General features: G+C 70.5%; 20 protein-coding genes. 2 read left to right on the top strand and 18 right to left on the bottom strand.

The features are described from left to right. Window positions 1-69 precede the first annotated feature (69 nt). The 10 genes from QN315_RS09875 to gltX form a co-directional block, all read right to left on the bottom strand. Window positions 70-1,218, bottom strand: coding sequence for an OmpA family protein (locus tag QN315_RS09875; protein ID WP_323989104.1), 1,149 nt, complete (start codon window positions 1,216-1,218; stop codon window positions 70-72). A gap of 221 nt (window positions 1,219-1,439) precedes the next feature. Further along, window positions 1,440-1,778: a DUF1491 family protein gene (locus QN315_RS09870; protein ID WP_323989103.1), complete on the bottom strand. Its 339-nt coding sequence runs from the start codon at window positions 1,776-1,778 to the stop codon at window positions 1,440-1,442. Window positions 1,779-1,820: 42 nt separating this feature from the next. Further along, window positions 1,821-3,509 carry a S41 family peptidase gene (locus QN315_RS09865; protein ID WP_408904627.1) on the bottom strand — a complete coding sequence of 563 codons (1,689 nt, stop codon included), beginning with the start codon at window positions 3,507-3,509 and terminating at the stop codon, window positions 1,821-1,823. 74 nt (window positions 3,510-3,583) lie between these two features. Beyond that, entirely contained in the window at window positions 3,584-5,902 is a 2,319-nt protein-coding gene (locus tag QN315_RS09860) for a VacB/RNase II family 3'-5' exoribonuclease (protein WP_323989101.1), read from the bottom strand. Between the two features lie 2 nt (window positions 5,903-5,904). Further along, on the bottom strand, window positions 5,905-8,589 hold the full coding sequence (gene topA / locus QN315_RS09855) for a type I DNA topoisomerase (protein ID WP_323989100.1): 2,685 nt from the start codon (window positions 8,587-8,589) through the stop codon (window positions 5,905-5,907). 12 nt (window positions 8,590-8,601) lie between these two features. Further along, the gene (dprA, locus tag QN315_RS09850; protein WP_323989098.1) at window positions 8,602-9,825 is read right to left on the bottom strand and encodes a DNA-processing protein DprA; all 1,224 of its coding nucleotides are present in this window, start codon (window positions 9,823-9,825) and stop codon (window positions 8,602-8,604) included. Then, a complete protein-coding gene (gene plsY / locus QN315_RS09845) occupies window positions 9,822-10,460 on the bottom strand; it encodes a glycerol-3-phosphate 1-O-acyltransferase PlsY (RefSeq protein ID WP_323993365.1) in 639 nt (212 codons plus the stop codon). The genes dprA and plsY overlap by 4 nt, the downstream gene beginning before the upstream one ends. A gap of 13 nt (window positions 10,461-10,473) precedes the next feature. Beyond that, window positions 10,474-11,778, bottom strand: coding sequence for a dihydroorotase (locus QN315_RS09840; protein WP_408904504.1), 1,305 nt, complete (start codon window positions 11,776-11,778; stop codon window positions 10,474-10,476). After that, on the bottom strand, window positions 11,775-12,740 hold the full coding sequence (locus QN315_RS09835; protein ID WP_323989096.1) for an aspartate carbamoyltransferase catalytic subunit: 966 nt from the start codon (window positions 12,738-12,740) through the stop codon (window positions 11,775-11,777). Before QN315_RS09835 ends, QN315_RS09840 begins: the two co-directional genes overlap by 4 nt. Continuing rightward, a complete protein-coding gene (gene gltX, locus QN315_RS09830; protein ID WP_323989094.1) occupies window positions 12,737-14,137 on the bottom strand; it encodes a glutamate--tRNA ligase in 1,401 nt (466 codons plus the stop codon). Before gltX ends, QN315_RS09835 begins: the two co-directional genes overlap by 4 nt. Before the next feature lie 139 nt (window positions 14,138-14,276). Between gltX and QN315_RS09825 the strand changes: the two genes are divergently transcribed. Further along, complete coding sequence (locus QN315_RS09825; RefSeq protein WP_323989093.1) at window positions 14,277-16,457, top strand: ComEC/Rec2 family competence protein; 2,181 nt, start codon at window positions 14,277-14,279, stop codon at window positions 16,455-16,457. Window positions 16,458-16,501: 44 nt separating this feature from the next. On the opposite strand, the gene nth is transcribed toward QN315_RS09825, so the two are convergent. Beyond that, window positions 16,502-17,200: an endonuclease III gene (gene nth, locus QN315_RS09820; RefSeq protein WP_408904503.1), complete on the bottom strand. Its 699-nt coding sequence runs from the start codon at window positions 17,198-17,200 to the stop codon at window positions 16,502-16,504. 187 nt (window positions 17,201-17,387) lie between these two features. Here nth and QN315_RS09815 point away from each other — a divergent pair, with 187 nt between their 5' ends. Next, window positions 17,388-19,208, top strand: a complete 1,821-nt coding sequence (locus QN315_RS09815) for an ABC transporter ATP-binding protein (protein WP_323989092.1) — start codon at window positions 17,388-17,390, stop codon at window positions 19,206-19,208. A gap of 624 nt (window positions 19,209-19,832) precedes the next feature. Here the strand turns inward: QN315_RS09815 and QN315_RS09810 are convergent. From QN315_RS09810 to hisB, 7 genes are all read right to left on the bottom strand, one after another. Beyond that, window positions 19,833-20,213 (bottom strand): histidine triad nucleotide-binding protein, encoded by a 381-nt coding sequence (locus QN315_RS09810; RefSeq protein ID WP_323989091.1) that lies wholly within the window; start codon window positions 20,211-20,213, stop codon window positions 19,833-19,835. A 76-nt stretch (window positions 20,214-20,289) separates the two neighbouring features. After that, window positions 20,290-20,814, bottom strand: a complete 525-nt coding sequence (locus QN315_RS09805; RefSeq protein WP_323989089.1) for a phosphoribosyl-ATP diphosphatase — start codon at window positions 20,812-20,814, stop codon at window positions 20,290-20,292. A gap of 31 nt (window positions 20,815-20,845) precedes the next feature. Continuing rightward, the gene (gene hisF, locus QN315_RS09800; protein WP_176639179.1) at window positions 20,846-21,622 is read right to left on the bottom strand and encodes an imidazole glycerol phosphate synthase subunit HisF; all 777 of its coding nucleotides are present in this window, start codon (window positions 21,620-21,622) and stop codon (window positions 20,846-20,848) included. After that, a complete protein-coding gene (gene hisA, locus QN315_RS09795; protein WP_323989086.1) occupies window positions 21,622-22,977 on the bottom strand; it encodes a 1-(5-phosphoribosyl)-5-[(5-phosphoribosylamino)methylideneamino]imidazole-4-carboxamide isomerase in 1,356 nt (451 codons plus the stop codon). Before hisA ends, hisF begins: the two co-directional genes overlap by 1 nt. Continuing rightward, the gene (gene hisH / locus QN315_RS09790; RefSeq protein WP_323989084.1) at window positions 22,974-23,675 is read right to left on the bottom strand and encodes an imidazole glycerol phosphate synthase subunit HisH; all 702 of its coding nucleotides are present in this window, start codon (window positions 23,673-23,675) and stop codon (window positions 22,974-22,976) included. Before hisH ends, hisA begins: the two co-directional genes overlap by 4 nt. A 2-nt stretch (window positions 23,676-23,677) precedes the next feature. Next, window positions 23,678-24,061, bottom strand: a complete 384-nt coding sequence (locus QN315_RS09785) for a hypothetical protein (protein WP_176639181.1) — start codon at window positions 24,059-24,061, stop codon at window positions 23,678-23,680. Further along, entirely contained in the window at window positions 24,058-24,654 is a 597-nt protein-coding gene (gene hisB / locus QN315_RS09780; protein ID WP_323989083.1) for an imidazoleglycerol-phosphate dehydratase HisB, read from the bottom strand. The genes QN315_RS09785 and hisB overlap by 4 nt, the downstream gene beginning before the upstream one ends. Window positions 24,655-24,917: the final 263 nt, after the last annotated feature.

Below are 24,917 nucleotides of genomic sequence, written 5' to 3'. Positions count from 1 at the left end.
CGGGCCAAAGCTGGCCGGTCCAAGGGGCCATATGGCCCCTTGCGGGTTCGGGCAGAGCCCGGCCGTGACTTATTTCAGAATGATCTCGACGCGCCGATTCTGCGGCTCGCGGGTGTTGGGGCCGGTCGGCACCAGCGGATGCGATTCGCCGAAGCCGTGGATCTCGATCGCGGCGCCGGGCACGCCGTCGCGGACCAGTTCGGCCTGCACCGCCTGGGCGCGGCGCAGCGACAGCGCCATGTTGTAGCGTGCGCCGCGCGGCCCGGGATGGGCGGCGGAATTGTCGGTATAGCCGTCCACCTCGATCCGCGTCGTCTGGGTGTGGGTGGATGCCTGGGCAGCGGCCGCGACGATGCTGCGGGCACGCTCGGTCAGCGCCGCCTTGTCCCAGTCGAAGAACACCAGATAGGTCCGGCTCTGCGCGGGCGCCGGAGCCGCGGGTTCGGGCGCGGGCGGCGGCGGCGGGGGCGCCGGATTGAATTCGTAGCGCAGGCCCAGCAGCAGGGAATGGTTGAAATCGGTCTTGGTGTCGCGATTGCCCGACGACGCGCCATAGGGGTGCATCATGTCATAGCCGCCGATGGTGCCCAGCGCGCGCGCACCGTGCGACTGGGGCCCCAGCATCGTCCAGAACCGGTATTCCGCGGTGGCCGACAGCCCGACCACCCACGGCACCGGGAAGGCCAGGCCGAAGATCCCCTGATAGGCGAAATTGCCGTAGGTGCCGCCGATCTGCTGGCTGAAGCTGTTGTTCGGCGCGGTGACGCTGGCATTCATCGCCTGCCAGGCATAGCCGACGCCCGCGCCGAAATACGGGAACAGCCAGCTCTTGCCGATATCCATGTCGAACAGGGCATTGGCCATGACGCCATAGGTCTGCTGGCGCCCGCCGGCCCGGCTGCCGGGCACTGCGCCCGAATTGAAGCCCTGCAGCCCGTTATTGCGGTAATTGCCCTCGATTTCCACGCGGAAGCCGTTGCCCAGGCCCCAGCCGACGCTGCCGATGCCGGTGACGCCAGTATGGTAGCTGTCGCGCCCGTCGGGGAAATTGGGCGAGGACCGTACCCGCTGGTCCTGGTTGAAGCTGGCCCCGCCGGCGCCGGCGACATACAGGCCCTGCACCGGCTGGGCAGCGGCCGGGGCCACGGACAGGACGGCGCCGAGGGCGCATGAAGCCGCGAGGAAGGACCCCGTAAGCAATCCGTGCCGCAATGTCATAACCTGTTCTCTCCCTTCGCCGGGCGCCGTCGATCGTCTCGCCCGGTCGAGCGAATATGCCTGGCCCGGCCGGCGGTCTCTCGTAAGAGCCCCCTTGCGGGCGGTCAATCATCGTCTTCTTTTGCCGAAAGACGGGCTTATGGCAATCCATGGGCTGCCCGGCCGCGCGTGGAACAGGTTGTGCGGCCCGTTGTGTGGCTCAGCGCACACAGCGCCCATGGTCAGATCAGCAGCGCCTCGAACGGGGGCAACAGGTTCGGCGCGTCGAATTCCAGCACCCACAGGTCGGGGTCGCGGCCTACCTGGCGGGCGACATAGGCGTCGGCGGCCTGCTGGTCGACCGGTTCGGTCCCCGTGCCGCGAATCCAGGCTGGACGCCCGTCCGGCGCCCGGGTCTGGCTCAGCACGGACAGGCGTCCGTCCCGTCGCAGCAGCACCGCCAGCACCCCCCCCGCATCCGCATCACCGCGGCGCAGCACCATGGCGGGGTGGCCGTCCTGGTTCGCCCGCCGGATGACGGCGGCAGCCCACAGGCTGGTACGCAGCCGGGCCTCGGTCATGGTCCGCCGCCCTCCGTCATCTCGTCCCGTTCCATCCGGCCGTCATTCGGTTTGCGGGGCATAGGTGCCCTCGTCGGGAATGGCGTCCAGGGCGGCGCGATATTCCGCCGGATTGTCCAGCAGCGACCGCGCGGCATCCAGGTCGGAATCGGTGCCGATGGCCGCCGGGCAGAATTTGCGGATCTCCAGGATCCGCGATACCGGCACCGGATAGCGCGCGGCCCGCGCGGCGTGGACGGCATCGCGCATGTCGTCCTGGCCGGCCGCCAGGTCCTGCAACTGCCGGGCCAGGTCGGCCTCGCCCCGGCTGGTGCAGAGCTGCGGCATCACGCCCAGCCCCTGCAGCGGCCAGCCCAGTGGTGCCAGCACGCGGCTCCAGGTCACGAACAATTCCCCGCCGTCGGGCATCTGGCCGATCGTCTGCACCAGCCCCTTGCCCAGCGTGGCGCTGCCGACCACCACGGCGCGCCGGTGGTCGGCCAGCGCGGCGGCCAGGATTTCCGCCGCGCTGGCGGTGCGCCCGTCCACCAGCACGACGATCGGCACGCCGCCGGTCATGTCGCCGCCCTGCACCGCCCAGACATGGTTGGCCTGCGGATCCCGCCCGTTGGTGATCGCCGCGACGCCGCGATCCAGCACCAGCGCGCTGGTCGTCACCGCCTGCTGCAGCACGCCGCCCCGGTTGCCGCGCAGATCCACCACCAGCCCGCGCAGATGCGCGTCGTCCGACGCCTGGTCCAGATACTGGCTCATTTCCTGCGCCGTATCGGCGGAAAAGGCCGTGACGCGGATCACCACCACATGGTCCGCCGCATAGGCGAAGACCGTCTCGGGCGGTACCGATGCGCGGCGCAGCACGACAGTCCTCCGGCCACGTGCATCGCCCACCAGCAGCGTCACCTTGCTGCCGGCCTCGCCCAGCAGCCACTGGGCGACCGTGCCGGCCGTCTGGTCGCGGGTCGCGCGGCCATTGACGGCATAGAGCCTCTGGCCGGTCGACAGCCCCGCCGGCCAGGCCGGACCATTGGCATTGACCCCGGTAATCAGGACCGACCGCGCGTCGCGGCCCAGGGTCAGGCCGGTTCCCGCCTCGCCGCCCGTGCGCGTGTCGCGGTCGGTCGTGGCCGGCGCGGGCGCGACATAGCGCGAATACGGATCCATATGGTTGAACAACTCGTCGAAGAACCCCTGCAGCAGCCCGCCGCCGCCGCCGTCGCGCAGGGCGGCCGAGCGGCCCCAGGCCGCCCGCATCAACTGGACCGTCAGCGCGGTCCAGCCGGCCAGGTCGCTCTCGGCCGGGGCGGGCAGGCGCAGGATCGTCTCCTGCCCTTGGGCAAGCTGGACCGCGCCGGCGGGTTCGGCCACCGTCAGGGACGGGTCGATGGCGCTCAGCCCGTTCAGGCCCCACAGGGAAAATTCGCGCGGCGTATGGCTCTCCAGCGTGCGCGGCAGCAGGAAGGCCAGCGCCGCGCTGACGACCGAGGACAGCAGGGCAGGGTCCAGGTCGGCCTGGACCGATGCGCCGGTACCCTGCGGCGTCTGGGCATCCTGCGCCGCCTGGGGCGCCGGCGCAGCCGGAGTCGTGGCCGGAGCCACGGTCGGCGTCGGGGCGGATGGCGGCGCGGGCTGCGGGATGGGGGCTGGCGTCTGGGCCGCATGGCCCGCCACCGCCGTCGTCAGATGGATGACGATCAGCATCGCCGCGATCGACCGCGTCGGCAGCGCCAGCATGGCGATGCGCCGCGCCGCCCGGCGCAATCGCGCGGGCGGCCGGCCCGGCGCAGCCGAAAAGGGCAGGCCGCGCATCAGCGTCGGTGCATGCCACGCGTGCGGCCGCGGCGCGCCGCATCGGTCCGGTGGGCCCGATCGGCAACCCGATCGGCGCCCATGTCCGGATCGACCAGGGCGAACAGCAGGCCGCCCGTCACCGGCGTCGCCTCGACCAGACGAATCGTGACGGGCTGTCCCAGCGAGAGACGCATCCCGCCATGGCGGCCGCGCAGCGTTTGAGTCGTGTCGTCATGGGTCCAGACATCGTCGGGCAGGGTCGATACCGGCACCAGACCGGTGGCGCCGGTCCGCGTCAATGTCACGAACGCGCCGAACCGGGCCACGCCTGTCACGTGACCGTAAAATTCCATTCCGATGCGTTCGGCAAGCCACAGTGCGACATAGCGTTCGGTGGTTTCTCGTTCGGCCAGGACGGCGCGCCGCTCGGTGGCGCTGACCTGCTCGCCGATCTCGGCCAGGCGCGCGGCATCGCCGGCCGGCATGCCGTCGGGCGGCAGCGTGCCCAGGCCGATCAGGGTGCGATGGACCATCAGGTCGGCATAGCGACGGATCGGGCTGGTGAAATGGGCATAGGCCGGCAGCGCCAGGCCGAAATGGCCGATATTGTCCGGGCTGTATTCCGCCTGGCTCTGCGCCCGCAGGATCGTCTCGCTGACCAGCGTCGCCGAGTCGCCCCCGGCCGCCTGCGCCAGGATCCGGCCCAGGTCGCGGGCCTGTAGCGCACCGGCCGGCGGCAGGGCAAAACCCATGACCGACAGGCTGTCGCGCATCGCCCCCGCCCGCTCGGGCGAGGGCGGGGCATGGATGCGGTAGAGGCATGGCCGGCGGCGGCGCTCCAGTTCCTCGGCGGCGGCGACATTGGCCAGCACCATGAATTCCTCGATCAGCCGGTGGCTGTCGAAACGCGGGCGCGGGTCTATGGCGACGATTCGCCCCTGCGGGTCCAGCTGCACTGCCCGTTCCGGTACGTCCAGGTCCAGCGTGCCGCGCCGCGCCCGTGCCGCCGCCAGCGCCCGAAAGGCGGCGAACAGCGTGCCGATCAGCCCGTCCGGCAGCCCCGTCTCCTGCACCCCGTCGATCGCCGCCTGCGCTTCGTCATAGGTCAGGCGCGCGGCGCTGCGCATGATGCCCCGGCCGAAGCGATGGCGGGTCTTGGCGCCGTGGGCATCGATATGAAGCTCGGCGAACAGGCAGCCCCGATCCTCGCCGGGCCGCAGCGAGCACCAGCCGTTGGACAGCGCCTCGGGCAGCATCGGCACCACCCGGTCGGGGAAATAGACCGAGTTGCCGCGCCGCTGCGCCTCGCGGTCCAGGGCCGATCCCGGACGCACGTAATGCGCCACGTCGGCGATCGCGACGATCAGGCGGAATCCGTCGCCGTCAGGCTCGGCATAGACCGCATCGTCGAAATCGCGTGCGTCGGCCCCGTCGATGGTGATCAGCGGAACCTCGCGCAAATCCTCGCGCCCTTCGGCCGGCACGCCACGCGCCCGCTCGGCCTCGGCCAGCGCCTCGGCGGAAAAGGCGTCGGGAATCCCATGGGTATGGATCGCCAGCAGGCTGACCGACCGCGCATCCCCCATCGGGCCCAGCCGTTCGATGATCCGCGCGGGCTTCAGCCCCGGCCCGGCCAGCGGCAGCGGCTCGGCGATGACGACGTCCTCGTCCTCGGCGCCCAGCGTCTCGCCCGCGGGGATGATCCATTCCGCCTTCGCCCGCCGGTCGGCGGGGATCAGCCGGCCGGCCTCGGCAGGGCGGCGCGGTACGTCCCCCGGCGGCGGCACATCGGGCGGCGCGGAGCGGAATACCCCGACAATGCGCGCCGGCGCGTCGGTCAGCCGGCGCAGGGTGCGTCCCTCGTACCGGCCGGGGCCCAGGCGCTTCAGGCGGGCGACCACCCGCTCTCCCGGCGCCAGGGCGGGGCGTCCCTTCTGCTCGGGATGCATGAAGATGACCGGAGGCGGCCCGTCGCCGTCCCATGCCACCGGCCGGGCGATCGGATCGCCGTCCGGATCGGTGCCCGTGACCTGCACCACCGCGGCCTCCGGCATCGCGGCCGAGGCACGGAACCGCCTGGCGCCGGCCGGCACCAGCGTGCCCTCCAGCGCCAGCGCGCGCAGCATGTCGCGCAGCGCCGCCTTGTGCTCCGGCCCCAGGCCGAACGCCCGGGCGATCTCGCGCTTGCCCACCCGGCCGCTGGCGCCGGCGATGAACCGGCGCAGGGTCTCGCGGTCCGGCAACGCCCCCTTGGCCGCCGGAAGAGCGGCCAGGGGCGCAGTATCGGTCGGCACGGGATCGGGTGAAGGCGGGTCGGACAGGTCCCGTCCCTCCATCCTCAGCCCGCCTTGGCTGCGGCGCGCCGCGCCCGGGGGGGGGCGCTCTCCTTGGTGCCGGCCTTGGCGCTCGCGCGGGCGGCTTTCGGCTTCGCTTCCTTGGGGGCGGCGGCTTTTTTGGCAGAAGCCTTCTTCACGGGGGCCTTCTTCGCCGCGGCCTTGCCGCGCGGCTTCAGCGGCTTGCCCTTCTCGGCCAGCAGCGCCAGCGCTGCATCCAGGGTCACGTCTTCCATCGCCTCGCCGCGCGGCAGGTTGGCGACGACCTGCCCGTGCTGGACATAGGGGCCGAAGCGGCCCTTGCGCACGATCACCGGCTCGCCGTCCTTGGGATGCGGCGCCAGGGTGCGCACCGACGCCAGCTTGCGCGCCAGCACGTCCACCGCGCGATTCAGCCCGACGGTCAGGATGTCGTCATCCTTGTCCAGCGATCCGAACACAGCGCCCATCTTCACATAGGGCCCGAACCGCCCCAGCCCGGCTTCGATCATCTCGCCGGTTTCCGGATGGGGGCCGATGATCCGCGGCAGGGACAGCAGGCCCACCGCCTGGTCCAGCGTGATCTTGTCGCCTTCGATGCCGCGCGGGATGGTGGCGCGCCTGGGCTTGGCCTTCTTGTCCTCGGGGTCGGGTTCGCCCTGCTGGACATACAGGCCCCACGGGCCGCGCCGCACGCTGATCTCGTCGCCGGTCTCGGGGTGCTGGCCCAGCACCCGCATCCCGTCCTTCAGCGTGTCGGCATCGCCCTCTTCCTTGGGGTCCACCACCAGCCGGCGGGTGAACTGGCAGGTCGGATAGTTCGAACAGCCGATGAACGCGCCATAGCGCCCCAGCTTCAGCCCCAGCCGCCCGGTGCCGCAGGCGGTGCAGACCCGCGGGTCGCCGCCGTCGGGTCGGGCGGGGAAGAAATGCGGCGCCAGGTCGTTGTCCAGCGCGTTGATGACGTCGGAGATCTTCAGTTCCTTCGTCTGGTCGACCGCGTGGGAAAAATCCTGCCAGAAGGCCGCCATCACGTCGCGCCAGTCCGCCCGGCCGCCCGATATGTCATCCAGTTGCTCTTCCAGCCCGGCCGTGAACTGGGTGTCGACATAGCGTTCGAAGAACGAGGTCAGGAACGCAGTGACCAGCCTGCCCCGATCCTCGGGAATGAAGCGGCGGGCCTCCAGCCGGACATAGTTGCGGTCGCGCAGCACCGACAGGATCGAGGCATAGGTCGACGGCCGCCCGATGCCGATCTCTTCCATCTTCTTGACCAGCGACGCTTCCGAATAGCGCGGCGGCGGCTGGGTGAAATGCTGCTCGGCCGCAACCGCGCCGCGCCGCAGCGGATCGCGCTCGCGCATCGGCGGCAGCATGCGGCTGTCCTCGTCCTGCTCGTCTTTCGACCCGGTATCGTCCCGTCCCTCGCTGTATAGCTTCAGGAACCCGTCGAAGGCGATCATCGAACCGGTGGCCCGCAACGTCGCCGCCCCGCCCGCATCGGCGATCTCGACGATCACCTGGTCCAGTTCGGCCGACTGCATCTGGCTGGCGACCGAGCGTTTCCAGATCAGCTCGTAAAGCCGCCGCTGGTCGTCGGTCAGATGGCGCGCGACGTCGGCGGGCGCGCGGCCGACATCGGTGGGGCGGATCGCCTCGTGCGCTTCCTGCGCGTTCTTGGCGCGGGTGGAATAGATGCGCGCCTTGTCCGGCAGGTAGGCGGCGCCGAAGCTCTCGCCGATATGGCCGCGGATGGCGGCGATGGCCTCGCCGGCCATCTGCACGCCGTCGGTGCGCATATAAGTGATCAGGCCGACCGTTTCGCCGCCCAGGTCGATGCCTTCGTACAATTGCTGGGCGGTGCGCATCGTCACCTGCGCGCCCATGCCCAGCTTGCGCGACGCCTCCTGCTGCAGGGTAGAGGTCGTGAAGGGCGGCGGCGGATTGCGGCGCACCTTGCGTCGCTCGACCGACCGCACGGCGAACTGCCCGGCTTCGACCGCCGCCTTGGCGGCCATCGCGCCGGTCTCGTCATGCAGGTCGAACTGTTCCAGCTTGCGGCCGGCCAGGTGGGTCAGCCGCGCGATGAAGCGCGCCCCCTCGGGCGTGGTGAACTCGGCGCCGACCGTCCAGTATTCGCGGCTGCGGAAGCTCTCGATCTCCGCCTCGCGCTCGCAGATCAGGCGCAGCGCCACCGACTGCACCCGCCCCGCGCTGCGCGAGCCCGGCAGCTTGCGCCACAGCACGGGCGACAGGGTGAAGCCCACCAGGTAATCCAGCGCCCGCCGCGCCAGATAGGCCTCGATCAGCGGCTGGTCCAGGTCGCGCGGCTGCGCCATGGCGGCGCGGATCGCGCTCTTGGTGATCTCGTTGAAGGTCACCCGCTGGACGTCCACGCCCTTCAGCAGGTTCCTCTCTTCCAGCATCGCCCGGACATGCCAGGAAATCGCCTCGCCCTCGCGGTCCGGGTCGGTCGCCAGATACAGATGCCGCGCGCCGCGCAGCGCCTTGGCGATCGCGGCGATCTGCCGGCTGCCGCGCTCGTCGGCCTCCCAGTCCATGGCGAAATTCTCATCGGGCCGGACGCTGCCATCCTTCGGCGGCAGGTCGCGCACATGGCCGAACGAGGCGAGTACCGTAAATCCATCCCCCAGATACTTGTTGATCGTCTTCGCCTTGGCAGGCGACTCGACCACGACGACATCAGTCATTCTGTCTCCGGATTACGCTTCTCGTTCCAGGTCCGGCCGGCCTGCGGGGGGCAGGGATGGAAGGACAACGCTACCACCTGGAAGGGTTTCGATGTTGCCTGCCAGCTCCAGTTCCGACAGCACGGTCAGGATAGCCGATGTCGAGAACTGGCAGCGCCGTACGAGATCGTCAACCGGCGTCGGCGTAAATGACAGCAGCGACAGCACCGCGCGGCGAATCTCCCCGGCATCTTCAGGGGTGTCGGCGTCGATCGCCGGGGCCCTCCCGGCGGCCTCCGCCGGGGGCGGGGCGGGCCACGGCGCCTGATGCTGCGCCAGGTCCCCCGGCCGACCGGGACGGGGCGCCGCGGCGCCCGCCCCGATCCTTTCCCCACGTCTTTCTTCTGGCAGTTCGGCCAGCACGTCATGCTCGCTTTCGGTCAGGACCGCCCCATGCCGCAACAGCGCGTTGCTGCCGCGACAGCGCGGATCCAGCGGCGATCCGGGCACGGCGAAGACCGTCCGACCATACAGGGTCGCCAGTTCGGCGGTGATCAGGCTGCCCGAGCGCAATGCGGCCTCGACGACGACGCAGCCCTGGGCCAGCCCGGCGATCAGCCGGTTGCGCCGGGGGAAATGACGGGTCTGCGGCGCAACGCCCAGCGGGGTCTCGGTCACCACCGCGCCGTGCCGGGCGATCAGCGACTGCAATTCTGCGTGTTCGGACGGATAGGGACGGTCCAGCCCGCCCGCCACCGCCGCGATCGTCGCGCCGGCGCGCAGCGCGCCGCGATGGGCGGCGGCGTCGATTCCCCGCGCCATTCCTGAAATGATCGTGATCCCTTGCGCCGCCAGGGTGGCCGCCAGGCTTTCGGCCATGCGCGCCCCGTTGGACGAGGCATTGCGCGCGCCCACGATCCCCACCGCGCAGCCGTGCAGCCGCGCCGGGTCGCCCAGCACGGACAGCGCCGGCGGTGCGTCGTGGATCGCCGCCAGCAGCGGCGGATAATCCGGATCGCCCAGGATCAGGATCCGGCCGCCCAGCGCCGTCGTGCCGTCGATTTCCGCCGCGATCTCGTCTGGCGTGGGAATGCGCAGCGCCCGCGCGCGTCCGGCCGCCCGGGCCCGCGCCGGCAAGGCGGCCAGCGCGTCGGCCGCGTCGCCGTAATCCAGCAGCAATTTGCGATAGCCGACAGGGCCAACCCCTTCGGTCCGCGCCAGGCGCAGATGGGTTGCCAGCCGTTCGGCGGCGCTCACGGCGTCTTCCGCCCGATCCGCGGCTCGGCGCCGGACAGCAGCCGGCGGATATTGCCGTGATGCCGCGCCAGGACCAGTGCAGCGATCAGCAGCCCGGCCAGCGGGATCGGCGCGCCCGGATCGCCGCCGTTCAGCAGCGTCAGCAGCACCGGCAACGCCACGAACGCCGACAGCGCCCCGGCCGAGGAAATGCGCGTCAGCCGCGCCACCGCCAACCAGATCGCGCAGCAGGCCAGGCCGACCCGCCAATCCAGGGCCAGCGCCGCGCCCAGCCCCGTGGCCACGCCCTTGCCGCCGTGAAATTTCAGCCAGACCGGAAAGCAATGGCCCAGCACAGCGAATATGGCCGCCACCGCCATGGCCTGCTCGGTATGGAACGGCGACAGGATAAAGCCGCAGGCCACGGCGAAAGCGCCCTTGGCCCCGTCCAGCAGCAGGGTCGCCGCCGCCAGCCCGCGCCGTCCCGTGCGCAGCACGTTGGTCGCGCCGATATTGCCCGACCCGATACGCCTGATATCCCCCGCCCCGCCGAACTGCGCCAGCAGCAGGCCGAACGGCACGCTGCCGATGCCGTAGGACAGCAGCGCGATCGCCGCCAGCAGGGGCAGGGCGAAGGCCGGAACCGCGTCGTGCATCATATTCCCGCCGTCAAGCATCGGTATGGGCGAAGACCGGCTTTCCGGCCTTCCAGGTGCCCAGCACCCGCCCCTCCAGCGCCCGCCCGTCGAAGGGCGTGTTCTGTGCCTTGCCGGGCATGCGGTCGGCCTCGACGCGCCAGGCGCGTTCCGGGTCGAACAGGCACAGGTCCGCCGCCGCCCCGTCGGACAGGGTACCGGCCCTGCTGCGCAGCAGGCCGGCCGGCCGGTGGGTCAGCAGGCCCAGCGCCTCGATCATCGGCAGCGCACCGCCATGGACCTGCGCCAGGGTCACCGCCAGCAGGGTCGCCAGCCCGGTTCCCCCCGGCGACGCCACGGCAAAGGGCTGGCGCTTGTCGTCGGCATCGCAGGGCGCGTGGTCGGATGCGATGGCGTCGATCGTCCCGTCGGCCAGCGCCGCGCACACTGCTTGCCGGTCGGCCTCTCCCCGCAGCGGCGGCGACAGCTTGGCATAGGTGCGGAAATCGCCGATCGCGGTCTCGTTCAGGTCGAAATAGGGCGGCGCAGTGTCGCAGGTCACGCGCAGCCCGCGCGCCTTCGCCGCGCGGACCAGCTCCAGACCCTCGGCGGTCGAGACATGGCAGAAATGCAGCCGACCCCGCGTCAGTTCGGCCAGGCGCAGGTCGCGGGCGATCATGATCGCCTCGGCCGCCGCCGGAATCCCCGGCAGGCCCAGCCGGGTCGCCAGTTCGCCGTCGGTGGCGCAGCCGCCTCGGGCCAGGGCCGGCTCCTCAGGGTGCTGGACGACCAGCGCGTCGAACCCGCGCGCATAGGTCAGGGCCAGGCGCATCATCCGCGTGTCGGCCAGCGCGCGCGGCCCGTCGGTGAAGGCGATCGCCCCGGCCTCATGCAGCAGGCCGATCTCGGCCATTTCCGCGCCCTCGCATTGCCGGGTCAGCGCGCCATAGGGCAGGATCGACACCATGCCCGTTTCCTCGCCGCGTGCGCGCAGGTGGCGCACCAGCGCCGGGTCGTCGGTCGCCGGCTGGCTGTTGGGCAGCACCGCCATGGTGGTGATGCCCCCGGCCGCCGCCGCCCGCGCCGCCGACAGCACGGTTTCACGATATTCGAATCCCGGCTCGCCGATCGCCACGCGCATGTCGACCAGCCCCGGGCACAGGATCGCGCCGCCCCCGTCGATCACCCGCGCGCCCTCGGGGGCGCCCTCGGCCGCCGGCAGGTCGGTCCCGGCGATCACCCCGCCGCGCACCAGCAGCCGGCCGGGCCGGTCCAGCCCCCGCGCCGGGTCGATCAGGCGCACATTTTCGAAAATCGTGGCGTCTATTGCGGCGTTCACGGGGCATCTCCGGCACGCGACAGCAGGTCCAGCACGGCCATCCGCACGGCGACCCCCATTTCCACCTGCTCGCGGATCGCGCTCTGGTCGGAATCGGCGACGCGGCTGTCGATCTCGACGCCGCGATTCATCGGGCCCGGATGCATGACCAGCGCCTGCGGACGGGCCACCGCCAGCCGCTTGTGATCCAGGCCATAGAAGCGGAAATATTCGCGCGCGCTGGGCACCTGGCCGCCGCTCATGCGCTCGCGCTGCATGCGCAGCATCATCACCACGTCGGCGTCGCGCAGCCCGTCTTCCATCGTGTAGTGCACATCCACCCCCAGGGCGCCGATCGCGCCGGGGATCAGGGTCGGCGGCCCGACCACCCGCACCCTCGCCCCCATCGCCGTCAGCAGGTGGATGTTCGACCGCGCCACCCGGCTATGGCTGACATCGCCGCAGATCGCTACCGTCAGCCCGTGCAGCGTGCCGAAATGCCGCCGGATCGTCAGTGCATCCAGCAGCGCCTGGGTCGGGTGCTCGTGCGTGCCGTCGCCGGCATTCACCACGCTGGCCTCGACCTTGCGGGCCAGCAGCGCCGGTGCGCCCGATTGCGAATGCCGCACCACCAGCAGGTCGGTGCGCATGGCGTTCAGCGTCGCCGCCGTATCCAGCAGCGTCTCGCCCTTGTTCACCGACGAACTGGCCACCGTCATGTTGACCACGTCCGCGCCCAGCCGCTTGCCTGCCAGCTCGAACGAGGTCCGCGTGCGGGTGCTGTCCTCGAAGAACAGGTTGATCACGGTGCGCCCGCGCAGCCGGTCGCGCGGTGTCTTGCGCGACCGGTTCATCAGGGCATAGCTCTCGGCCAGGTCCAGGAACGGCTCGATACGGCTGGGATGCATGCCCTGCACGCCCAGCAGATGCCGCGCATGCTGCGCAAAGAACCGTGGCGGTGCGGCGCGCGGGGTGTCGTTCATCGGGCGACTGCCCCGATCCGGGCCATCACCTCGTCCCGCCCCAGCGCGGCCAGCGTCGCGTCGATGCCAGGCGAGGTCGTGGTGCCCGTCATCGCCGCGCGCACCGGCTGCGCGACCTGGCCCAGCTTGTGGCCGTGATGCTCGGCGAAGCGCCGCAGCGCCGCGTCGATGGCCGGCGCGTCGAACGGCTCGATCACCGCCAGGTCGCGGGCCAGCAGCCCCAGCATCTCCCTGGCCTCGGGCGTCAGCAGCTTCTCGGCCTTGGCATCGCAATCCAGCGGAACGTGCCGGCCCAGGAAGGCCGCGCTGTCGGCCAGGTCCACCAGCGTCCTCGCCCGTTCCTTCAGTCCCGGCATCAGTTGCAGGATGCGCGCCCGCACCGTGTCGTCCAGCGTCACCCCCGGGCGGCCGGCCAGGCGGGCGGCCACCTCCTCGGTCAGCCGCGCATCCTCCGCCTGACGCAGCCAGACGCCGTTCAGGTGCTGCAGCTTGACGTAATCCATGCGCGACGCCGACCGCCCGACGCCATCCAGGTCGAACAGGCGGATCTGCTCCTCGCGCGACAGGATCTCGGCATCGCCGTGGCCCCAGCCCAGGCGCAGCAGGTAATTGTTCAGCGCCTCGGGCAGGTATCCCATGTCGCGGAATTCCACCACCGACTGCGCACCGTGCCGCTTGGACAGCTTGGCGCCGTCGGGCCCGTGGATCAGCGGCAGATGCGCGAAGGCAGGCAGTTCCCAGCCCATGGCGCGATAGATCATCGCCTGGCGGAAACTGTTGGTCAGGTGGTCGTCGCCGCGGATGACGTGGGTGATGTCCATGTCATGGTCATCCACTACCACTGCCAGTTGATAGACCGGGGTACCGTCGCCGCGCAGGATGATCATGTCGTCCAGTTCGGCATTCGCCACGCGGACCTCGCCCTGCACCAGATCGTGGATGACCGTCTCGCCCTCGCGCGGGGCGCGGATGCGCACCGTGAAGGGGGCGCCCGGCGGCGCCTCGGCCGGGTCGCGGTCGCGCCAATAGCCGTTATAGCGCGGCGGCTTGCCCTCGGCGGCGGCCTGCTCGCGCATCTGCTGCAGTTCTTCGGGCGTACAGAAACAGCGATAGGCCAGGCCCTGCGCCAGCAGGTGATGCGCCACCTCGGCATGGCGGGCCTGACGCGTGGACTGGAAGACCGGCGCCTCGTCCGGGGTAAGCCCCATCCAGGCCAGCCCGTCGAACAGCACGTCCACCGCCTGCTGGGTCGAACGTTCGCGGTCCGTATCCTCGATGCGCAGCAGGAACTTGCCGCCATGGTGACGGGCATAAAGGAAGTTGAACAGGGCGGCGCGGGCGTTGCCGATATGCAGCAATCCCGTCGGGCTGGGTGCGAAGCGCGTACGAACGGTCATGAGCCGGGTCCATACCATGGGATGTCTCCGCCATACAGGGGGTGCGCCCGGCTGGTGCATCTCCCGACGGGCGCATCTTCTGCAACCCGCCTGCCGGGGCTAGTCTGTCCGGGTGGAACAGCGGGCGGGCAGAGGCGGGGTGACGGACGCAACCGGCAGGCAGGATTGCGCCACGCCATGGCTCGCGCGCCAGCTTCTGGCCGAACGGACGCGGCTGGCGCTCTGGCTGCCGGTGGGGCTGGGGCTGGGCATCGCGGGCTATTTCATGCTGCGGCAGGAACCGGGGCGGCCGGCAATGCTGGCCGTGCTGCTGCTGGCCGTGGCCATGGCGGGCTGGATCGCGCGGCGCCCGGCCGACCTGGTACCCCGGCTGGCCGGCGGCGCGGTCGCGGCGATCGCGCTGGGGTTCGTCGCGTCATGGGTTGATACGCACCGCCAGCCGCCGCTGCCCGACCTGCCGCGCCGGGCCAGTATCGTGACCGGCCGCATCGCCGCCGTCACCCTGCTGCCGCCCCGTTTGCCGCCGTCCCACTCGTCATTACATCCACCGGGGCATCCATCGGGGCACCCGGCAGGCGATGCCGAGCCGGCCATCCGGCGGCTGGACCTGGCGAATGCGGTGCTGGACGATGCGATCGATGACGGCATGCCGCCCTTGCGCCGCATCCTGCGCGTGCGGGTGCGGCCGGACGACCCGGCGGTGCTGGTGCCGGGCATGACGGTACGGGTGCGCGCGCTGCTGCGCCCGCCGCCGCCGCCCGCCTGGCCGGGCGGCCCCGACGGTCAGCGCCGAGCTTGGTTCGATGGCAGCGCCGGCAGCGGCACCGCCTTGGGCCTGGTGCAATCCGCAGGGCCGCCGGTGCCGCCGCGCAGGGTAAACGCCCTGCTGGAATCGCTGCGCGAATGCGTGGTGGCGCGGATCCTGCGCGTGCTGCCCGGCGCGCCGGGCGGGGTGGCGGCCGCCATTCTGACCGGGTCGGCCGCCGCCATGCCGCAATCCGACCGCGACGCCTTCGCCGATGCCGGGCTGGCGCACTTGCTGGCGGTCGCGGGGCTGCATCTGGGCATCGTCATCGGGGTGGCGATGACGGCCGCGCGGCTGGCGCTGGCCTGTTCCGAACGGGCCAGCCTGTACTGGCCCTGCCGGCAGATCGCGGCCCTGGCCGCCCTGGCGTCGGGCGGGGCCTACGTCCTGCTGACCGGCGCGCATCTGCCGGCAGTGCGCAGCCTGACCATGGCCGCGCTGGTGGCGCTGGCGATCATCACCGGCCGCCGCGCCGTCTCGATGCGCGGGCTGGCGGTGGGGGCGACTCTGCTGCTGCTGGCCGGTCCGGCGGACCTGCTCGAGGCTCCGTTGCAGATGTCGCTCGCCGCCGTGATGGGCCTGGCCGCGGGGTTCGAGGCCGCGCGTCCGCTGCTCGCGCGGCTGGCTGACGGACCCGGCTGGTGGCGCCACGCCGCGCGTCACGGCGCGCAATTGCTGCTGGCCAGCCTGTTCGCCGGGGGCGCCACCGTGCCGGTGGTCATGGCGCATTTCGGCACGCTGCAACCCTGGTTCGTGCTGGCCAACCTGCTGGCGGTGCCGCTGATGGCAGTGTGGATCCTGCCCCTCGGGCTGCTGGCCCTGGCGCTGATGCCCCTGGGGGGCGAACCCCTGGCGCTCGTGCCGATGGGCTGGGGCATCCGGCTGGTGCTGGCCCTGGCGCATGGGGTGTCCGGCTGGCCGGCGGCGCGGGTCATGGTGCCTGCCATGCCGGCCTGGGGGCTGGCGGCCTGGCTGCTGGGCCTGTGCTGGCTGTGTTTGTGGACGCGGCGCTGGCGCTGGCTGGGGGCGGCGCCGCTATTGCTGGCACTGGCCGCGCCGTTCCTGGTCGCGCGGCCCGACCTGCTGCTCTCGCCCGACGGGCGGGTGCTGGCGGTGCGCGACGGCGCGGTGCTGCGGATCGGCCCGCGCCCGGGCGCCGACATGCCGGTCGAACGCGACTGGCAACAGGCGCTTGCCCTGCCGCTTGCCCCGCTGGACTGCCCTGGCGGCGCCTGTCGCATGGGCGCCGTCGCGCTGCGCCTTGCGGCGGCGGCCGGCGCCGGTTGCGCGGGCGGCGCCGTGCTGGTCACGCTGGTGCCGCTGGACGATGCGCACTGCTCGGGCGGCCGCACCCTCGACGGGCTGACGGCTTGGCAGGACGGCGCGCAGGCCGTCTTCCTGCACGGCGACAAGGTCGAAATCGTCTCGGACCGGCAGACCCGGGGGGCGCGGCCCTGGGTGCTGGGGCCGGGCCAGCATGGCCTGCCCACCCTGCCGCTCGCCCGGCGGGAATAGTCCGGGACGGGACGGATAGCCGGGAATGGGCAGGCGGCAGAGCTTCAGGGTGGCGTCAGCACCTTGCCGGTATATTGGCAGGGTTCCTGCGCCGGGCAGCGCCAGCATTCGGGCCGCCGCGCCTTGCAGACATAGCGCCCGTGCAGGATCAGCCAGTGATGCGCCGGGCGTAGCAGCGGCGCCGGGATTCGCGCCACCAGTTGGTCCTCGACCGTGCGCGTGGTCTTGCCCGGCGCCAGCCCGGTGCGGTTGCCGATGCGGAAGATATGCGTATCCACCGCCATCGTGCTGTCGCCGAACGCCACGTTCATCACCACGTTCGCGGTCTTGCGTCCCACGCCGGGCAGCGCCTCCAGCGCCGCGCGGTCACGCGGGACGCGCCCGTCATACCGGTCCAGCAATGTCTGCGACAGGGTTACGACGTTGCGCGCCTTGGTGCGCCACAGGCCGATCGACCGGATATGCGCCCCGACTCCATCCTCGCCCAATGCCACCATCGCGGCCGGGTCGGGCGCGTCGCGGAACAGGCCCCGCGTCGCCCGGTTGACCGATGCGTCGGTGGCCTGGGCCGACAGCACGACCGCGACCAGCAGCGTGTAGTCATCAACGAATTCCAGCTCGCTCTCGGCGTTGGGATGGGCCTCGGCCAGCAGCGTGATGAATCGTTCCACTTCCTTCAGCGTCATGCGGCGCTTGGCCCGCGCGGGGCGCGGCACTTTGACTGGGGTAAGGGGCTTGGTCATGGGGTCTGGCCGTCCGTTCGATTCGGGCCCTTTTTTCCGCCGGGCGGCGGCGACAGGCAAGGGGGCGACTAAAGGGCAACGGTTGCTTTCATTCCGCCGCGCGGCAATAGTCCGGGCCGTTGCAGGCGGCCCGCCGCATGCGGCCGGAACGGACGAAAGGATGGCCGACGGGACCGGCCGGGATATCATGACGGACACTGACTCCGCGCCCGCCCCCCGGGGCCGTGCGCGCAACGAATTTGTCGACGTGCTGGGCTTCGTGATCCGGCGCTGGTCGCGCCATCCCGGCGCGCTGGCCTGGACGATGGCCGGCATCGCCGTCGCGACGGTGGCTGACGTGGTCACCCCGCTGCTGGCCGGCTGGATGGTCGACGACGTAGCGCGCGGCGGCGCGGTCGGGTCCCTGACGCCGGCGCTGGCCGCGGCCCGGCAGGGCGTGCTATGGACGCTGGGCGGGCTGGTGCTGCTCGGCCTGCTGGGTGTGGCGGGGCGGCGCATGTCCTATCTGGGCATCACCTTCCTGACGGCGCGGGTGATGCGCGGCATTGCCGAAACCGCCTTTGCCCGTGTGCAGCGTTTTTCCACCGACTGGCACGGCAACACCTTCGCCGGCTCGACGGTGCGGCGGCTGACGCGCGGCATGTGGGCGGTCGATACGCTGGCGGACACGCTGATGCTGATGCTGCTGCCCAGCGTGCTGGTGCTGGCGGCCACGACCGTGGTGCTGGCCTGGCACTGGCCGTCGATGGGGCTGCTGCTGGGGCTCAGCTCGATCATGCTGGTGGCGATGTCCGCCTGGCTGACCCTGCATTATGTCGCGCCGTCCGCCCGGCTGGCCAATGCGTGGGATACGCGCATGGGCGCGGCCCTGGCCGACGCCGTCACCTGTAACGCGGTGGTCAAGGCCTTCGGCGCCGAACGGCGCGAGGAAGCGCGCCTGTCCTGGATTCTCTCGCGCTGGCAGCGTCGCACCGAACGGTCCTGGGTGCGGGGCACCAATTCCGGAAACCTGCAGAACGTGGCCGCGCTGTTGATGCGCGTGGTGCTGATCGGCGCGGTGCTGGTGCTCTGGTGGCGCGGCCGGGCGGGGCCTGGCGACGTGGCTTATGTGCTGACGATGGTCTTCCTGGTGCAGGGCTATCTGCGCGATATCGGCCAGCAGATCTCGATGGTCCAGCGTTCGGTGAACGAGATGGAGGAACTGGTCGCGATCTATCGCCTGCCGCCAGGCGTGCAGGATCGGCCGGACGCCCCGCCGCTGCGCATCTCTCACGGCGCGATCCGCTTCGACCATGTCGGTTTCGGCTATCGCGGACAGCGCGGGCTGTTGTTCCGCGACCTGTCGATCGACATTCCCGCCGGCAGCCGCGTGGCCCTGGTCGGGCCCTCCGGCTCGGGCAAGACCACGTTGGTCAAGCTGGTGCAGCGCCTGTACGACGTGACCGACGGCCGGATCCTGATCGACGGCATCGATATCGCGACCGTCGCGCAATCCAGCCTGCGCAGTCAGATCGCGATCGTACAGCAGGAACCGGTGCTGTTTCACCGCTCGCTGGCTGAAAACATCGCCTATGGCCGGCCCGGCGCCTCAATGGCCGAGATCGAGGAAGCGGCACGCCAGGCCAATGCCGCCGGCTTCATCGGCCGCCTGCCTAAAGGCTATGCCACCATGGTGGGCGAACGCGGGGTCAAGCTGTCGGGCGGCGAACGCCAGCGCGTGGCCATCGCCCGCGCCTTCCTGGCCGACGCCCCGATCCTGATCTTCGACGAGGCCACGTCCAGCCTGGATTCGGAATCCGAAATCCTGGTGCAGGACGCGATGGAACGGCTGATGATCGGCCGGACGGTGCTGGTGATCGCCCACCGCCTGTCCACCGTCGTCGGGCTGGACCGCATCCTGGTCTTCGCCCACGGCGAACTGCGCGAGGACGGCTCCCACGCCCAACTGATCGCGCGCGAAGGCGGCCTCTATCGCCGCCTGTTCGACCTGCAATCATTGGACGGATAAGGGCGGCTGGCGGCCCCGCCGATCACGTAGCCATAGATGGAACAGGCGCGTCTCGATCCGCGCTTCCACGCGGAGCGCAACCGTCGAGTGGCGGGAAAGCCAGATCCCCGCCATGGTTTCAATCCACGCTCTCGTACGGGGAGCGACGGGATACCTGCCGCTGCACACCTCCGGTCGGCGTGTTTCAATCCACGCTCCCGCGCGGGGAGCGACACGACATTCCTATATGTGGGCGGTTCCACCACCTCGTTTCAATCCACGCTCCCGCGCGGGGAGCGACGCCTTTGCCGTGGAAGCGACGATCGGCATGTGGTTTCAATCCACGCTCCCGCGCGGGGAGCGACCCCCTTCCCGACCTTGCGGGGGTAGGCTTCCCAGTTTCAATCCACGCTCCCGCGCGGGGAGCGACGCCCTACCAGCTATCATATTGCCTTACCAAGGAAAAACCCTTCTATTCCGCGAACGTTCGGCCGAATTACCGGCGCCGGAAAGAAACGGGTTGGATGCTCTCGGCCAAGTTGCTGGTTCGTATGCGTTTTATCCGTGCGCGAACCGGCCGGGTTTTTTCCGACAGCTTATGGTTCGCGCGCCGGGATGGCGGTGGGATCTGGTCTCCCGGCCGGCCTAGTGACGATGCAGCATCGGCCCCAGCGCGGCGCCGCCGAACAGGTGGATGTGGAAATGCGGCACTTCCTGACCGGCCGCCATCCCCATGTTCGACAGCAGGCGATATCCCGCATCCTCCAGCCCCAACAGCGAAGCCACCTGCCCTACCGCACGGGTAAAGCCCGCGATCTCGGCATCGCTGGCCGTGCTGCTGAAATCCGCGAAGGAGACATACGCCCCCTTGGGAATAATCAGCACATGCACCGGTGCCTTCGGCGCGATGTCATGAAACGCCAGGGCATGGTCGTTTTCATAGATTTTCCGGCACGGGATTTCCCCGCGCAGGATCTTGGCGAAGATATTCTGCGGATCGTACGGACCCCGTCCCGAAACGGCCATGGACATCTCTCCTCGTTTATGGCGGCTCACGATCAAGGCGGCCCTGCGTCGCGCGGGGGCGTATGCCAGTCCGGCGTCAGCCCGCCAGCGGGTCATGGGGGCGGGCGGCCTTCTCGGCAATGCCGCTCACGCCCTCGCGGCGTTGCAGTTCGGCCCAGATTTCTTCCGGCTGCACCCCTGCATCCACCCACATGACGATCAGGTGGTACAGCACATCGGCGCTTTCGCCCACCAGTTCGTCGCGGTTGCCGGCCACGGCCTCGATCAGACACTCGACGGCTTCCTCGCCGAATTTCTGGGCGATCTTGCGCCGCCCGCGGGCCAGCAGCCGCGCGGAATGACTCAACGACGGATCGGTCCCGCGGCGCGCGGTGACCACGGCGAACAGCCGGTCCATTACGTCGGACGTGGCCTGCGGCGCGGCCGGCAGCGGCGTCGGCACAATGGTGTGCTTGGTGCTCTTGCCGGGGGCCGTCGCGCTTTTCTTGGCGGATGTCTTCTTGCCGGCGGCCTTGGCGCCGTCGGTCTTGCCCAGGGACTTGGGGGTCGGGGACTTTGGGCCCCGGGTCTTGGGACGCAGGGTCTTGGGGGTCTTCGGCATCGTGCTCTCTGGCTCGGGGGTCCGGCGCGGCTTACGCCGTATGATCGGGCTGGATGTGGCGCACCGGCAGGCCGGCTTCGGCCAGCGCCTGCTTGACCTGCGGAATGGCGAACTGGCCGAAATGGAACACGCTGGCCGCCAGCAGCCCGGTCGCCCCGGCACGCGCGCCCTCGACGAAATGCGCCAGCGTGCCCACACCGCCCGACGCCACGATCGGCACCCGCACCGAAGCGCAGGCCGTGCGCAGCAGATCCAGGTCGAATCCGCTGCCGGTGCCGTCGCGGTCCATGCTGGTCAGCAGGATCTCGCCCGCGCCGCGTTCGGCCACCTCGCGGCACCAATCGATCACATTGCGTCCCGTGGGGGTGCGCCCGCCATGGGTATAGACGTCCCATGACCCATGCCCGTCCGACCGCGCGTCGATCGCCACCACCACGCACTGGCTGCCGAATTTCCGCGCGGCCTCGTTCACCAGCTCGGGCCGGTTGACCGCGGCGGAATTCATCGCGCATTTGTCGGCGCCGGCCAGCAGCAGCCGCCGCATGTCGTCGGTGGTGCGCACCCCACCCCCCACCGTCAGCGGCAGGAAGATCCGCTCGGCCGTGCGGCTGACCACGTCCAGAATCGTGTCGCGGTTCTCATGGCTGGCGGTGATGTCCAGGAATGTCAGCTCGTCCGCGCCCGCCGCGTCATAAACGGCCGCCTGTTCGACTGGGTCGCCCGCATCGCGCAGCGCGACGAAATTGACCCCCTTCACCACCCGGCCGTTCTTGACGTCCAGGCAGGGTATGACCCGTAATTTCAGCATCAGGACAGAACCCGCAGCGCGTCCGCCGGGTCAACCCTGCCGTCATACAGGGCCCGGCCGACGATCACGCCTTCGATTCCTGGCGCGTGCACGGTCGCGGCCCGCAAGGCGCGCAGATGCTCCACCGTCCCGACTCCGCCGCTGGCAATGACCGGGATCGACAGCGCATTCGCCAGTTCGGCGGTCTGAGCGATGTCGATGCCCGTCAGCATGCCGTCGCGGCTGATCTCGGTGAAGATGATCGCGGCGACCCCGGCATCTTCCATCCGGCGGCCCAGTTCGATCGCCTTCATGTTCGACGTCTCGGCCCAGCCCTCGGTCGCCACCTGGCCCGACCGTGCGTCGATTCCGGCCACGATCCGTCCGGGAAAGGCCCGGCAGGCCTCGCGCACCAACTCCGGATTCTTGACCGCGACGCTGCCCAGGATTACCCGGGTCACGCCGGCGGCCAGCCAGCGCTCGATGCCTGCCATGTCACGCAGCCCGCCGCCCAGTTGCACCGGCACGGTGGCGTTGGCGATGATCGCCTCGACCGCCGGCGCGTTGGCCGATCGCCCGGCGAACGCGCCGTTCAGGTCCACGACATGCAGCCACCTGCACCCGGACCGCGCCCAGACCCGGGCCTGCGCGCCCGGATCGTCGGAATAGATTGTGGCATCGTCCATCTCGCCCCGGCGCAGGCGCACGCAGGCCCCGTCCTTCAGGTCGATGGCGGGATAGAGGGTCAGGCTGTGTCCGGTCACGCTGGCGGGTCCCGTGGCAGGAATGGGGATGCTGGCCGCCCGCGGATGGGCGGGCACGACACGCTCATTCTCCTGCAGGCGTTTGGTGAAGAACAGGCCGCGCACCGTGCGCCCGCCCGCGCGGGCATAACTGGGATGCGTGCCCCAGTGATGAAAGCCGAAGCCGCGGAACAGCCGGATGGCGGCCTCCTGCGTCTCGCGCACATCCAGGTTCAGGATCTGGTACCCCATCGCCCGCGCGCACTGCTCGGCCTCCAGCAGCAACAGCCGGCCCAGCCCATGTCCGCGGGCATAGGGCGCGACATAAAGATGCATCAGCGTGGCGCTCATCGCCTGCGCTTCGTTGTTGCGCGGCGGCCGCACCAGTTGCGCCGCCCCGACGATGATGCCGTCCAGCCGGGCGACGAACAGCATGCGTTCCGGCACCATCAGCAGGCCACGGAAATAGCGCTCCAGCGCCTGCCGCCCGGGCACGTTCAGCCAGCCGAACCCGCCGCCGTCCAGGATCGCGGCATCCGTCGCCTCGCACAGCGCCTGCATGTCGTCGTCATGCAGTTCCTGCACCCGTTCGGCGCGCACGCGGCCCGCCATCGGGACGCCGATCTCGTTCATGCGCGCACCTCTTGCGGGGCGGGCGCCCAGCGCAGGAAGTTCGCCAGAATGCGCAGCCCGACCGCCTGGCTCTTCTCGACATGGAACTGCGTGCCGGCCCGGTTACCCCGTGCGACGATGGCCGGCACCGCGCCGCCGTACTCGGTCGTTGCCACCAGTTCCCCGGCCACTCCGTCGCGCAGGGCATAGGAATGCACGAAATAGCCGTGGGCGTCGGGCGCCAGCCCATCAGTCAGCGGATGCGCGCCCGGCGTGAAATCCAGCTTGTTCCACCCCATTTGCGGCAGGCGCAGCCCGGGCGCCTCCATCGCGGCGATTTCGCCGGCGATCCAGCCGAATCCGGGGGTGATCGCGTGTTCCAGCCCGCGCGTGGCCATCAATTGCATGCCCACGCAAATACCCAGGAACGGCGTGCCGCGATCCGTCGCGTCGATGATCGCCTGCCGCAGGCCGGGCACGGCCTCCAGCCCGGCCGCGCAATCGGCGAACGCTCCCTGTCCGGGCAGCACGATCCGGTCGGCATTGCGCACCGCCTGCGGGTCGGCGGTAATCGTCACCGCGGCGTCGATCCCGCTATCGGCGGCGGCGCGCGCCACCGCTCGCGCGGCCGACGCCAGGTTGCCGCCATTATAATCGATTACCACGATCGACTGGGGCCCGGGAAACCCCGCCCCGGGAGACCGGCTCTCGAATGCCATGCTCACGTCTCCGTGGCCGCCGCGCGCGGCACCATTGTCTGGGGATAGCGGTCCAGCAGACGCAGCATGGCCGCGTCGCGCCCCTTCGCCACGACGACCGGCCCGGCCGTCAGCCCGTTCAGCCGCAATTCCCAGGTCCGGATATCGGCGGCGCACAGCGCCAGTCCCAGATGGAGCCCCACCCACAGCGCGATGGCCGGCATCCCATGCCCGGCGACGGCCATCAGCACCAGACTGGCTGCCCCGGCCAGCAGGCCCGCGATCCAACTGCCCTGCAGCACCAGCCCCAGCCAGCCCAGCAGCAGCACCCGCCAGGACAGGCGCTCGCCTACCAGCACCGGCGGCCGGGCCCCCTGCGCCCGGAACCAGGAGGAATAGGTCGTCACAGCACGCCCTTGGTCGACGGGATCGCCCCGGCGGCGCGCGGATCGGCCTCGGCGGCCATGCGCAGCGCCCGCGCCGTCGCCTTGAACGACGCCTCGGCGATATGGTGGCAATTCCGGCCCGCCTTCTGCGTGACATGCAGGGTGATCATCGCGCTCATGGCGAAGGAGCGGAAGAATTCCTCGAACAGCTCGGTGTCCATCTCCCCGATCTTGTCGCGCGTGAAGTCCACCGACCAGGCCAGGTAGGGCCGGCCGGAAATATCCACCACCACCTCGCTCAGTGCCTCGTCCAGCGGGGCCAGCGCATGGCCGAACCGCCGGATGCCCCGCTTGTCGCCGATCGCCTTCGCAAAGGCCTGGCCCAGCGCAATGCCGGTATCCTCGGCCGTATGGTGGAAATCGATATGCAGGTCGCCCTTCGCCGCGATGTCCATGTCGAACATTCCATGCCGGGCCAGCGCCGTCAGCATATGGTCGAAGAAGCCGATCCCCGTCTCGATGCGGGATTGGCCGGTGCCGTCCAGATCCAGGCGAACCAGAATGTCGGTCTCGCCGGTGACGCGATGAATCGTGGCTGTGCGGGCTGTGTCCATGCCCGTTCTCCTACAGGAGTGGACCGCATTAGGCCACCATTCCTGTGGTCCGGATTGCCTTGCGGCGGGTTTCGCCCCGTGGCCATGCCCGATATTGGCTTTGCGGGGCTTGTGCTGCATGGTGCCATCCCGCCGCCTATCCTTCGGGCCGTCCCCCAGATGCAGGCCCAGGGGAAGACCCGGCGGATAGCAGGAGAGCCGATGCAGGCAGATCACATGCAGATGCGGATCGGTGCGGATCATATCGGGACGGCTCATATGGG

Origin of the sequence: Nguyenibacter sp. L1 (genome assembly GCF_035199985.1) — a bacterium.
Classification (GTDB): Bacteria; Pseudomonadota; Alphaproteobacteria; order Acetobacterales; family Acetobacteraceae; genus Gluconacetobacter; species Gluconacetobacter vanlangensis.
The sequence above is the reverse complement of the archived record's forward strand: the minus strand, read 5'-3'. Positions and strand labels throughout refer to the sequence as shown.